This window comes from Chloroflexus sp. (assembly GCF_034432675.1).
Taxonomy (GTDB): Bacteria; Chloroflexota; Chloroflexia; order Chloroflexales; family Chloroflexaceae; genus Chloroflexus.
Map to the genome: position 1 here is coordinate 1 of NZ_DAOUBI010000029.1, position 12,321 is coordinate 12,321.

The 12,321-nt window shown below is 58.0% G+C and carries 10 protein-coding genes; 6 read left to right on the forward strand and 4 right to left on the reverse strand.

The window, feature by feature from the left end; all coding sequences use genetic code 11:
• Window positions 1-312: 312 nt before the first annotated feature.
• Window positions 313-2,736 carry an endopeptidase La gene (lon, locus tag VAE55_RS02435; protein ID WP_322814229.1) on the reverse strand — a complete coding sequence of 808 codons (2,424 nt, stop codon included), beginning with the start codon at window positions 2,734-2,736 and terminating at the stop codon, window positions 313-315.
• A 251-nt stretch (window positions 2,737-2,987) separates the two neighbouring features.
• On the opposite strand from lon, the gene menH reads away from it, so the two are divergent.
• Window positions 2,988-3,791: a 2-succinyl-6-hydroxy-2,4-cyclohexadiene-1-carboxylate synthase gene (gene menH / locus VAE55_RS02440; RefSeq protein WP_322814230.1), complete on the forward strand. Its 804-nt coding sequence runs from the start codon at window positions 2,988-2,990 to the stop codon at window positions 3,789-3,791.
• 294 nt (window positions 3,792-4,085) lie between these two features.
• On the opposite strand, the gene VAE55_RS02445 is transcribed toward menH, so the two are convergent.
• The gene (locus VAE55_RS02445; RefSeq protein ID WP_322814231.1) at window positions 4,086-4,553 is read right to left on the reverse strand and encodes a hypothetical protein; all 468 of its coding nucleotides are present in this window, start codon (window positions 4,551-4,553) and stop codon (window positions 4,086-4,088) included.
• Window positions 4,554-5,276: 723 nt separating this feature from the next.
• Here VAE55_RS02445 and menB point away from each other — a divergent pair.
• The 4 genes from menB (at window position 5,277) to VAE55_RS02465 (ending at window position 9,034) form a co-directional block, all read left to right on the forward strand.
• Window positions 5,277-6,104: a 1,4-dihydroxy-2-naphthoyl-CoA synthase gene (gene menB / locus VAE55_RS02450; RefSeq protein ID WP_322814232.1), complete on the forward strand. Its 828-nt coding sequence runs from the start codon at window positions 5,277-5,279 to the stop codon at window positions 6,102-6,104.
• Between the two features lie 196 nt (window positions 6,105-6,300).
• Window positions 6,301-7,206, forward strand: coding sequence for a 1,4-dihydroxy-2-naphthoate polyprenyltransferase (locus VAE55_RS02455; RefSeq protein ID WP_322814233.1), 906 nt, complete (start codon window positions 6,301-6,303; stop codon window positions 7,204-7,206).
• Window positions 7,199-7,372, forward strand: coding sequence for a hypothetical protein (locus tag VAE55_RS02460; protein ID WP_322814234.1), 174 nt, complete (start codon window positions 7,199-7,201; stop codon window positions 7,370-7,372). Before VAE55_RS02455 ends, VAE55_RS02460 begins: the two co-directional genes overlap by 8 nt.
• Before the next feature lie 198 nt (window positions 7,373-7,570).
• Window positions 7,571-9,034 carry an o-succinylbenzoate--CoA ligase gene (locus VAE55_RS02465; protein WP_322814235.1) on the forward strand — a complete coding sequence of 488 codons (1,464 nt, stop codon included), beginning with the start codon at window positions 7,571-7,573 and terminating at the stop codon, window positions 9,032-9,034.
• Between the two features lie 924 nt (window positions 9,035-9,958).
• Here the strand turns inward: VAE55_RS02465 and VAE55_RS02470 are convergent.
• Both VAE55_RS02470 and VAE55_RS02475 read right to left on the reverse strand, forming a co-directional pair.
• Window positions 9,959-10,597 (reverse strand): DUF1405 domain-containing protein, encoded by a 639-nt coding sequence (locus VAE55_RS02470; protein ID WP_322814236.1) that lies wholly within the window; start codon window positions 10,595-10,597, stop codon window positions 9,959-9,961.
• A gap of 55 nt (window positions 10,598-10,652) precedes the next feature.
• Complete coding sequence (locus VAE55_RS02475; RefSeq protein ID WP_322814237.1) at window positions 10,653-11,192, reverse strand: acyltransferase; 540 nt, start codon at window positions 11,190-11,192, stop codon at window positions 10,653-10,655.
• A gap of 101 nt (window positions 11,193-11,293) precedes the next feature.
• Here VAE55_RS02475 and VAE55_RS02480 point away from each other — a divergent pair, with 101 nt between their 5' ends.
• Entirely contained in the window at window positions 11,294-12,067 is a 774-nt protein-coding gene (locus VAE55_RS02480; protein ID WP_322814238.1) for an IclR family transcriptional regulator, read from the forward strand.
• Window positions 12,068-12,321 lie beyond the last annotated feature (254 nt).

The window sequence follows — 12,321 nt, forward strand, 5'->3', positions numbered from 1 at the left end:
GGGTGATGATCGGTGCGAATGCAGGTGCATTCTGACAAACCCGACAGCTATAAAGCGCACTGGATGTGTGCGCTCCCAGTGCTGTGCCGGGTGATGATCGGTGCGAATGCAGGTCCATTCTGGCAAACCCGACAGCTCCACAGCGTACCGGAGGCGCACACTCCCAGTGAATTCACAGTGCACCGGAGGCGTGTGCGCTCAGGAAGGCAGAGGTGTCTGATGGCCGCTTACCTTGCATCTGATAACTCAGAGAGAGCTCAGAGAAGCAAGGTGCCCTACAGCACGTTGTCCCTGGTTACTGTAGTACCCCACCTAATCCTCATCCCGGCGTGGAATGACTCGTGGCGCCCGGCGCGGCTCTTTCGGCGGTGGCGGACCTAACACCAGCTCAAGCGCCTGCTCGATGCGTTCTATCAGGTGAATGGTCAGTTGTCGCCGCAAGGCAACCGGTATCTCAACCAGGTCATGCTCGTTGCGGCGTGGCAGAATGATCTGGCGAATGCCGGCCCGATACGCACCGAGTACCTTTTCTTTCACCCCGCCAATCGGTAATACACGCCCATGCAGAGTGATTTCACCGGTCATGGCAATGTCGTGCCGTACCGTTCGCCCGGTCAAGGCCGAAATCAGCGCTGTCGCAATCGTCACCCCCGCTGAAGGGCCATCTTTCGGGGTTGCACCTTCAGGGACGTGGACATGAATATCGAGTTTATCGAAATGGCGGATTTCGATCCCCAAACGACTCGCGTTCGCCCGCGCAAACGAGAGCGCCGCCTGCGCCGACTCTTGCATCACTTCGCCGAGTTGACCGGTGAGGAGGAGGTTGCCTTTGCCATCCATCAAGACGACCTCAACCGGCATGATGTCGCCTCCGGCACTGGTGTAGACCATCCCAATCGCTACCCCTACCTGGTCGCGAGGATCGATCTTGCCAATCTCAAAGCGGGGTGGCCCCAGCAGCTTCGGCAACGCACGCGGTGTGATCTGACGGGGATAACGTCTTCCTTCCGCAATCCGACGGGCAATTTTGCGGCAGATCGCGCCAATCTCGCGTTCGAGATTACGCACACCGGCTTCGTAGGTGTAGTTGCGAATAATCGTGTGAATGGTCGCATCGCCGAAACGAATGGTTGCCGGCGGCAAACCGCTGTCGGTCATCTGGCGGGGAATGAGAAACCGGCGGGCGATATGGAGCTTCTCATCTTCGGTGTAGCCGGGCAGCTCAACTAGCTCCATGCGGTCGAGCAACGGATCGGGAATGTCGTCGGCGACATTCGCCGTCGTGATAAAGAGGGTTTGACTGAGATCGTAAGGCAGATCGAGATAGTGATCGCTGAAGGTGCTGTTTTGCTCCGGATCAAGTACCTCTAGCAATGCTGCCGCAGGATCGCCGCGAAAATCACTGCCCAGCTTATCAACCTCGTCCAGCATAAAAACAGGGTTGATCGTCCCGGCAACTTTCATCCGTTGCAAGATGCGCCCGGGGAGCGCCCCAATGTAAGTACGACGATGACCACGAATCTCGGCTTCGTCGTGAACACCACCCAGACTGAGGCGCACGAAGCGCCGGCCCAACGCTTCAGCAATGCTCTGCCCAAGACTGGTCTTACCGACGCCGGGTGGCCCGACGAAGCAGAGGATTGGTGCCCGCCGCGACGGCCCGGCCAGTTGACGCACAGCAATGTATTCAAGAATGCGATCTTTTACCTTCCGCAGACCGTAATGGTTGCGTTCGAGCACTGCCGCTGCCGCTCGCAGATCACGGTTTTCAGGGCTAGCATTACTCCACGGAAGTGAAATCAGCCAGTCGAGATAGGTGCGTAGCATGCCGTGTTCAGGCGACATTGGTGAGATGAGTTCCAGCCGGGACAGCTCCTCTTCAAAGCGGGCCATTGCATGGGCGGGCAAACCGGCTGCCGCCGCCCGTTCACGCAAGAGCATAATCTCGCGCCGTGAGGGATCTTCCTGCCCAAGTTCACGCTGAATCGCCCGTAATTGCTCGCGCAGAAAGAGTTCGCGCTGGCTGCGATCAACCTCTTGCTGCACCTGACTATGAATACGATTTTCCAGCTCTAGTAAATCCAACTCTTTAGCAAGCAGAATCTCCAACTGACGCAGACGCTGCTGAATATCAGCTAACGCCAGAATACGTTGGCGATCTTCAACCGAGATAGGCAACAGTGCAGCAATAATATCGACCAGCTCACCGGGTCCGGCACTGTTGAGCGCCGACAGGTAAGCGTCATCGGGAAGATTGCGCGAGAGGCGAACGATCTTCTCGAAGGTGGTTAAGATAGTACGGCTCAATGCCTCGACCATCAACGCAGTATCCTCATCGAGCGGCGGTGTTTCGAGCGGCGTCGCCAGCACACGCAAGGCAGGGTGTTCAGTCACCACACTGACAATCTGCATACGCTGACGCCCTTCCAACACGACGCTCAGCGTACCATCAGGCAGTCGGCGCATACGCTGTACAGTCGCTTCTACCCCAACCGGGTAGAGATCATCAATGCTTAGCGTCAGCTCATCAACCGGGCCACGCACCGCCACCGCCAGCACCAGGCGATCCTCAGCCACTGCCTGCTCAACCGCATTGATTGCCCGCTCATCACTGACAAACAGCGGGGCCAGCATCTGCGGAAACAAAACGCTGTCCAGCAGTGGCAAGACCGGTCGCTCATACAACGTGGTACCGGAAGAAGCTGGTGACTGTTCATTTGCCGGCGTTGTGGTCATATGCTCGCTCCTGCGCAGATGCATCCGAGAGAGACGATGGTAAACTATCTGCGCATTGTTATGATAGTATGTTCAGTGTAGCACATACTGACATGGTGCGTGTTGATGATTGGTAGCACCAGCAATGCCCGATAGTGGCAAGACGTTCACTGTCGGCTGATGCTGAGCGAAGTTCCTCGCCTCACCCCACGGTAGAGAGGTACGGATGCCGGGGCAAGATGAGGGGTAGGCATAGAGCAGAGGACACGACCGTGACGATCACGATCAACGACATCACACTCCACATCGAGATCACCGGCTCCGGGCCGGCCCTCCTCGCTATCCACGGCTTTACCGGCAGTGGTCAAACCTGGCAACCACTCGTGCCGATGCTGGCCCAGGATCACACCCTGGTGCTGGTTGATCTGATCGGACACGGTGCCAGTGCCGCGCCACCCGATTCGCACCGCTACGCGATAGAGCAGTGTGTCGCCGATCTCCTCGCTCTGCTCGACCATCTCGGTATCGAACATACTGACTTGCTCGGTTATTCCATGGGTGGCAGGATCGGCCTCCTCCTGACAGCCCATGCACCGACCCGGATCAGACGACAGATTCTGATCGGAGCCTCGCCAGGACTGGCCGATCCAGCCGAACGTGCCGCCCGTTTAGCCAGTGACGAAGCACTGGCCCGTCTCATCGAAGAGCGTGGCCTGGAATGGTTTGTTGACTACTGGGCTGCCCAGCCTATCTTTGCTTCCCAACAACGCCTGCCGTTGGCAGTCCTGGCCGCCCAACGCGCTCAGCGCCTGGCCGGGAGTGCGCAGGGCTATGCCAATGCTCTGCGCGGCATGAGCGTTGGCCGCCAACCGTCATTATGGGCCACGCTGCCGACCATCACCATCCCCACCCTGCTCATCACCGGCGCACTCGACAGCAAGTTCTGCGCCATCGCAGCGCAAATGACCGCCCTCATGCCCCATGCCCGACACGAAATCGTACCCGATGCAGGGCACGCAGTTCACCTGGAACAGCCAGACGCAGTTGCCACGCTGACCAGCGCATTTCTGGCCTGATTTCCCGGTGGTATTGTATCACCGAGACACAGAGAGGATAAATACCGAGGTCTCCCGCACCGGCAAGGATACCCTTCCCGCCAGGATTGCCCGTGGTTGGAGTGCGGCAGCCATGCTGCCGCGCCCACCACGCTCACCGTGGCGGGCGTGTTCCAGCGCTAACTCCGCTGGCAATGGGAAGTCTCGTCACGTTTGTCTTGCACCACAGAGACACAGAGGGGTAAAATCTCTTTGCCTCTGTGGTCAGCATCTGATCCCTGGCGAGATGCCACAAACAGCTTCTAGCCGAAAACCCTACGCGGCTTGCGCATCCTTATTGAGGGACACCAGAAATTGCACGATCCGAACTATGACCAGAATGAAGAGAACCGCATAACACACCAGGGTAGCAGCAGCCATTGTCAAAAACAGAGTACTACCCCACTCGATCAAAAATGGTTCCAACCCACGGATGAACGGGAATTTCTCAAACACTATCCAGGTACGATTATTGTCAAAATTCGATTGTAACAACCAGGCCAGGAGGAAAAACAGATGGACAGCAATATAGAGGACTGCATCTGTGAAACGTAATCTAAAACTCAGAATGAATGCTGAAACTATCATCACATGAACAAAAGGCCACATCAATAGCCCCATCCAGGCGAACAGCGACAACCATTCCATAGTCACAAATCGCACAAGGCCGAAGATGTAAACAAACAACACCTCTACCCCGATGAGCAAGAATTTGATCCGATCATCCAGTTCTGCTTGTACCATTGCCATGCCTCTTGTCAAATTGTGATCGCGACGTTGTCTGTAGTGGTATTGCGCATGTCGGGCTGGCAGTTTCCATCAGCAGGAGTGAAGGGGAGAGACAATGCCAGGGGCAGGGGCTGTTCAGACGCAGGAATCTCCTGAAAAGACTGCACAATCTCCACCGCCGGCTTGCACAATCTCTGCCTTTACACTGGCGCAGACAATCAACCGCAGCCTGATCATTCGGTGAATAGCATAACCCAATGGCAACAAACGAGCAAGTGACTTTCTCCGCATGAGCATCTACATATATACAATTGCCAGGACTTTTTTTTGATTTTTTCGCTCCCAGATTCTGCGCCGACCTGCTCTGACACCACACGCTGACCGATAGGGTGAATACTGTACAGAAATGTTATGATCCGCGGCCATCCGTCCCATCCGCGAGTATCCGCGTCCCCCACTCAGCGCAGCAGGTGCCCCACGCGCTGGTATTGCCGAGCGCCGCACCACAATGGTATCATCCGCGGCCATCCGCCCCATCCGCGAGTATCCGCGTCCCCCACCCAGCGCTCTCATCACGTTTGCATTACACCACCGAGACCCAGAGCACACAGAGGGGATACAAACCTCTGTGACTCTGTGGTGCGATACGTCAGGGCATTCCGCACATCCCAAACCACCGACCCCAATGATTGTGGTACATTATTAACAAGGAACGACAAGTACAATTGCGAGGAAACTATGCCAATCGAGTGGGTCAAAGTTCGCGATTATACCGACATCATCTACGAACACGATGCTGCCGGTGAAGGCATTGCCAAAATTACCATCAACCGTCCCGAAAAGCGCAACGCATTTCGCCCGGAAACCGTCAACGAGCTGATTGACGCCTTCTCGCGTGCGCGCGACGACGAACGGATCGGTGTGATCCTCTTCACCGGTGCCGGCGACAAGGCGTTCTGCTCCGGCGGTGATCAGAGCGTGCGCGGCATTGGCGGATACGTCGGCAAAGACCAGATTCCACGCCTGAACGTGCTCGACCTCCAGCGTCTGATTCGCATTATTCCCAAACCGGTCATTGCCCTGGTTGCCGGCTACGCCATCGGTGGCGGACACGTCTTGCATGTCGTCTGCGACCTGACTATCGCTGCCGACAATGCCATCTTTGGTCAGACCGGGCCAAAAGTGGGGAGCTTTGACGGCGGCTACGGTTCAAACCTGCTGGCTCGGATGGTCGGCGACAAGAAAGCGCGTGAAATTTGGTACCTCTGCCGTCAATACAACGCACAGCAGGCGCTCGAAATGGGGCTGGTCAACGCTGTGGTACCCCTCGAACGCCTTGAAGACGAGGGCGTACAATGGGCACGCGAAATCCTTGAAAAGAGTCCGCTTGCTATCCGCATGCTCAAAGCCAGCATCAACGCCGCCGCCGACGGCTATGCCGGCCTCCAGCAATTGGCCGGTGACGCAACCCTGCTCTACTACCTGACCGAAGAGGCGCAGGAGGGCAAACAAGCCTTCCTCGAAAAGCGCAAGCCCAACTTCCGCCGCTTCCGTCGCTACCCGTAAACGCGACACACCGGTAGGCAAGGGATCACCCCCACTCTCTCCCAACTCCTCCCCCAGCGGGGGAGGCCGAAAAAATAACTCCTCCCCCAGCAGGGGAGGCCGAAAAATTGATAACTCCTCCCCCAGCGGGGGAGGCTGGGAGGGGGGCCAGGAAGTGAAGTGAGGGCTACCACTCACGTGATAGAAAGAGCACACTATGACAACCAAAGCAACATCAGTACCACCATCACACCTCAAAATCTGGCTAATGGCGAGCCGCCCGGCAACACTCCCGGCAGCCGTCGTACCGGTACTTGTCGGCTCAGCCCTGGCCTACAGCAGTGACGCATTTCAACCACTGGTGATGCTGGCTGCGCTACTCGGTGCACTCTTCATTCAAATCGGCACCAATCTCGCCAACGACTACTTCGATGCCCAAAAAGGCGCCGACACCAGCGAACGCCTCGGCCCGGTACGGGTAACCCAGAGCGGCCTGCTCCCCGCACGCACAGTACTCACAGCAGCCCTGGTAAGCTTTAGCCTGGCGGCCCTGGCCGGCATCTACCTGATCATCGTTGCCGGCTGGCCCATCCTTGTCATCGGCTTACTCTCAATCGCCGCCGGCATCCTCTACACCGCCGGCCCCTTCCCCCTCGGCTATCACGGCCTCGGCGACTTGTTCACCTTCGTCTTCTTCGGATTGCTAGCCGTTATCGGCACCGACTTCGCCCACACCGGCCAGTTCCGCTGGATTGCCCTATGGGCAGCGTTACCGATAGCCATGCTGGTCACCGCGATCCTCGTCGTCAACAACCTGCGCGACGCACCCACCGACCGCAAAGCCGGCAAACGCACCCTGGCCGTCATCTTCGGCGAACGGTTCGCCCGCAGCGAATTTGCCATCCTGGTCATCGGAGCATTCGTGTCACTGCCACTGGCCTGGATGTGGGGCGGAGCCTCACCATTCACCCTGCTGGCCTGGCTAACCGCACCAATGGCACTCAACCTGATCGACTTCGTCAACCGCGAACGCGGTCGGGCCCTCAACAAAGCCCTGGTCGGCGCTGGCCGATTACATCTGGCGTTCGGCGTACTCTTCGCAATTGGGTTGTTATTTGGCTGATCCAGACACCAGACTGACCGGCGCCTGGGCTGCGTTGCATCCCCACTGCCCGGCCCTGCCAACTGGCGAGAGTATCCTGCCGTATAATGTCGTGGCCGCTCACACCCTGATTGGCGCTAGCCGGCTACACCTGGCGTTCAGTGTGCTCTGTGCAATTGGGGTATAATGTGGCTGATCCAGACACCACACTAACCGGCACTCAGACTGCGCCGCATCCCCACCGCCCGGCCCTACCAAATGGCGAGAGGATGTACACGCTTGCCGGGCTTCATAGCGTCGTGGCCGCTCACAAAGCCCTGATCGGCGCTAACCGATAACAGCTCATCTTCGGCCTTCTGTTCGCTATTGGACGACTGTTTGACCTATGCTCATACCTGACTGGCTGGCTCGCAGAGCAGCGTTGCATCCACATCGTCCGGCACTGATCTACGCCGGCACGACATATACCTTCGCCGAACTTGATCGCTGGGCCGGTGCAGTTGCATCCCACCTGCGCCAACTGGTTGTACCCGGCGCACGGATCGCGCTGCTATCCCGTAATCGCCCCGGCTTTGTCGCAGTTGTCCACGCCGCACTACGCGCAGCAATCACCCTGGTGCCACTCAATACCCGCCTCACAGCAGCCGAGCTAGCGTTCCAAATCCAGGACAGCGACCCAGCATTGTTGATCATCGAACGCGACTTGCTACCAGTTGTGCGCGAAGCGGCGGGTGACCGTCCACTGATCGTACTCGAAGAACTCACTGCTGCAACGACAGCATCGCCGGCACCGGCGCCGCCAATTGACCTGGAGGCAACGCATACCATCATCTACACCTCTGGAACCACCGGTCGCCCGAAAGGCGCAATCCTGACCGCCGGCAACCACTGGTGGAACGCCATCGGTTCCATGCTCAACCTTGGCCTGCACGAAGATGATCGCTGGCTAGCGGTACTCCCGCTATTTCACGTCGGAGGCCTGAGCATCCTGCTGCGCGGTGCTATCTACGGTATACCAGTGGTGCTCCACGAACGCTTCGATCCGGCGCTGGTACGGCAAGATCTCGACGCACAACGCATCACCATTGTCTCACTCGTGGCCGTCATGCTCCAACGGTTGCTCGCCACCGACCCCAGCTCCTTCCCACCCCACCTGCGCTGCGTCCTGCTCGGTGGCGGGCCGGCACCACAGACGCTACTCGAACAATGTGCTGCCCGTGGCATTCCGGTAACCCAAACCTACGGCATGAGCGAAGCGGCATCGCAAGCGGCAACCCTCTCACCTGCCGAGGCACTGACCCGACTCGGTTCGGCGGGCAAACCACTGTTACCGGTCGAACTATCCATCGTCACCCCATCTGGTCAACCGGCAGCGCCCGGCGAAGTCGGCGAAATCTGCCTGCGCGGCCCAACCATCTCACCGGGGTACCTCGGCCTACCGCCTCGATCCCCCACCAACTGGTTTCACACCGGTGATCTAGGCTACCTCGACCAGGAAGGATACCTCTACGTTGTAGACCGGCGCAGCGACCTGATCATCGCCGGCGGCGAAAACATCTACCCCGCCGAAATCGAAGCCATTCTCCTCAGCCATCCGGCAATCGCCGAAGCGGGAGTGGTCGGCTTACCCGACCCGGAATGGGGCCAGCGCCCGGTGGCCGCCATCGTCGCCCAACAGCCCACCACTGCCGAAGAACTCATCGCCTACTGCCGTAGTCGCCTGGCCGGCTACAAAGTACCGCGCACCATCGTATTCCTGCACGAATTGCCACGCACGGCTGCCGGCAAATTGCGCCGCTACGAACTGCGTGCCATCCTGCTGGCTAAAATGAGTGGAAATGATCACTAATCAGGCAACCGGCGTCGTGCAGTCACCGAAAATCTGGTAGCAGCAAAACACACCACCCGGCCATCACCCCCACACCACGACCGGGCACAGCAGCGTTACACAAGAACTCATTTCATCAAAGCTGGGCGGTCGTACTATCCTACCTACCATCGCCCAGATGAACGCTTGCCAATCACCAACCACAGAATATCTTTGCTTCCGGCACACTGGCATAAAAGCAAGGACGACTGACGATCAGCGCCAATGCCATCACGCACTGGATTGGTTACCTTTCCCGCTCGATATGCGCGTGTCGCGACGTTTGGAGTGCGGCAGCCATGCTGCCGCGCCAGCCGCGCTCACGATCCGGCGCGTGGCATCCCGCTGACCCTACTGGCTTCATAAAAGTCATAGCACACCATCAGTCGCACCCGACAATCTCAAGCACTCCATCGCGATGCGCAAGCGCCGGCTTCCTGGGAACGCGAGCCTCCGGCTCGCATCCCTGGAAGTGTGGGCCACTGGAAGCGTGCGCCTTTCCCGCTCGATATGCGCGTGTCGCGACGTTTGGAGTGCGGCAGCCATGTTGCCGCACCAGCCGCGCTCACGATCTAGCGCGTGGCATACCGTTCCCCATCCTGGTCACGGGGGTACTGAATGTGCTCATGCCGATCATCGAGTCAGTCAGGCATACATGCGATACCTGGGCGTAGAGGTGTTGTTGTACTTGGTTCGTGCGCCTGTACACCAACAGCCATCGCCAGCACCTGCCGGCAGTGGCGATGATGCCGGCACGCGGGCTGGAAGCCCGCGCCACGGAGAGTGCTTTCAGCCTGGCCTAACGCAGTGTGACATGAGGGTAATGTATAGCACGCAGCGAGCGAGAGGCCGGGGGTGAGGGCGTGCTAACAATACCAGCTATCAAATCTGCCCATCCTCAACCATTCATTCACGTGGCACCTGCAACCCCAACGCTTCAGCACGTTGGGCCACCATCAGCGATGGCCGTGTCAACCAAAACCCTAAAACACTGGTCAGAATCACCGCCGTCCACAGCGCAAAGGTTGGCGTCACTACCCAGGTCAACGGCGGATGGAAACCAAGTCCGTAATCCACCAGGATCGACAGACTGAAAAAAGCCGCAACTGCTGCCCGTGCCGTCATACCGAGCGGACCGATCCGTGTCGCCAGCAACACACCTTCACAGGTCAAACCGATGTGCGAAACAAACAGCATCAACTCTAGCGGCTCAACCGTCCCCGCCCCAAGCCAGTGCCGCGTCCAGAAGGCCAGCGTCCACAAACCGTATTTGATACAGGCAAACGCAGCGAATGCAGTAAACCAGGGAACCGGCCGCCCATAGCGGAGCAAAATAAACGCAATCGTTGCGTAGAGGGCCGCTGCCGGACAATCGGGAATAAAAATCCAGGCCCAGGCCGGTGAAGAAGCCAGCATTGGCCCATACCAGACAATACCACCCCAGACCACCCCAAACAGATTTATCAGCATACACGCCCAAAAAAGCAGGGGATGGCCGGTTATCAGGGCGTATATCCAATCAATAAGTTGACGAACCTGACGCATAACAACCTCGCTGGCGGTTACTGTTCATTGCAACGAAAACCCGTTGGTCGTTCCATTAACGGTCAAGACGACGAATCGGCACACCACCAACGAATGCCCCTGGCGGCACATCCCGGTTCACCAGACTCATCGCCGAAACGGTTGCCCCGGCCCCTATCACCACGCCGGGCAAAATGGTACAGTTTGCCCCGATAGTCACATCAGGGCCAATAATGACCGGACCGCGTTTCCATTCCCGGCGGGTCACCTCGTGGCAGAGTATAGTTGTATTATAGCCGATTACACAGTTCTCCCCCAGGGTAATATCTTCAGGGAAGAAAATATCGAACATCACCATCAGCCCAACGCTGGCGTGCGGCGCGACATTCACCCCTAACCAGCGGTAGATCATGTTTTTTACCGCGATAAATGGCGTATACCGCGCCAGTTGAATCAGAGCGGCATTACGTATAATACGCAAATAGCCACCGGCCAGTTGTGGAAAATACCAGAGTGCGTTGTGCGGGCCGGGTAAGGGAACACTCTGCAAACGAGCTTTACGGGTTGCCGTTGAGCCAAGATCGTCGGAAGAGAAGGTCTCAAGCATAGCGTTCATATGTTGCGCACCACAAATATAAGTTTTGCTGTCCCAGTTGGCAAAAAAGACGACTTTCCATTACACTATGTTGGAAAGAAGTTTTGAATGGTGAAAAGCGTATGGTACAGTCACTGGATCGTGCCTTCGATGTACTGGAAGCATTAGCCTTCGCCGACGACGACTTAAGTGTCTCCGAGCTAAGCGAGCAACTTGATCTGCCGCTCGCAACTGTCCATCGGCTGCTCTCTAGTTTAGCCGCACGTGGCTATGTTACGCAAGAGGCTAGCACTCGTCGCTACGGACCAGGGCCGCGGCTATTGGAAGTCGCAGCCCGCGCTGCCCGCAGTCGTCGTTTTGACCTGATTCGCATTGCCCGCGCCGAGCTGGTGAAACTGACCGCCGAGACCGGTGAGACCAGCAATCTGATCGTTCGCCAGGGCGACCTCGCCGTTTACCAGGAACAGATTCCCAGCCCGCATATGGTACGGATGTTCACCGAAATCGGTCAACGGGCACCACTCTACTGTACCGGCGGTGGTAAAGCCATTCTGTCTGCGCTACCAATTGCCGAACTCGAACAGTACCTTGCCGGCAGTCACTTCGAGCGTTGGACAAACAGGACGATTACCGACCCCGAACGTCTCCGCGCTGAACTCATGACTGCCCACGAACAAGGGTTTGCTCTCGATGATGAAGAGCGCGAGGAGGGTGTGTGCTGCGTTGCCGCACCGATCTTCGACCGCCGCGGACAGGTGGTTGGCGCAATCAGCCTGTCTGGCCCATCTACCCGCCTCAACCGCGTAAGAGCCGAAGAACTGGGACCACGGGTGCGCGAAGCAGCATTGGCGTGTAGCCGGCAACTCGGCTTCCACACTACATCAACCGGCAAGTAACTCGCCGGCTACGTGACAGGGGCAGAGCGAGACTTTCGCTGCCACACAACCCTGCTCGCAAAACTGTCTTCTACGTCTGGCAGAGATGCCCCTCTATGCCATCCGTGCCGCTGTAGGGAACCTACCACCCTGCCACCGGAAACACGCCGGAGGAGGAAAGCATGCCGCAGCGCTACATCCCTCTATGCCATCCGTGCCGCTGTGGGGAACCTACCACCCTGCCACCGGAAACACGCCGGAGGAGGAAAGCATGC

Bases quoted from the DNA above. Each gene is read 5' to 3' on its own strand.
- VAE55_RS02465 (WP_322814235.1), top strand. From the start codon at position 7,571: ATGCTCATACCTGACTGGCTGGCTCGCAGAGCAGCGTTGCATCCACAT.
- menB (WP_322814232.1), top strand. From the start codon at position 5,277: ATGCCAATCGAGTGGGTCAAAGTTCGCGATTATACCGACATCATCTAC.
- VAE55_RS02475 (WP_322814237.1), bottom strand. From the start codon at position 11,192: ATGAACGCTATGCTTGAGACCTTCTCTTCCGACGATCTTGGCTCAACG.
- VAE55_RS02480 (WP_322814238.1), top strand. From the start codon at position 11,294: ATGGTACAGTCACTGGATCGTGCCTTCGATGTACTGGAAGCATTAGCC.
- lon (WP_322814229.1), bottom strand. From the start codon at position 2,736: ATGACCACAACGCCGGCAAATGAACAGTCACCAGCTTCTTCCGGTACC.
- VAE55_RS02470 (WP_322814236.1), bottom strand. From the start codon at position 10,597: ATGCGTCAGGTTCGTCAACTTATTGATTGGATATACGCCCTGATAACC.
- VAE55_RS02455 (WP_322814233.1), top strand. From the start codon at position 6,301: ATGACAACCAAAGCAACATCAGTACCACCATCACACCTCAAAATCTGG.
- VAE55_RS02445 (WP_322814231.1), bottom strand. From the start codon at position 4,553: ATGGTACAAGCAGAACTGGATGATCGGATCAAATTCTTGCTCATCGGG.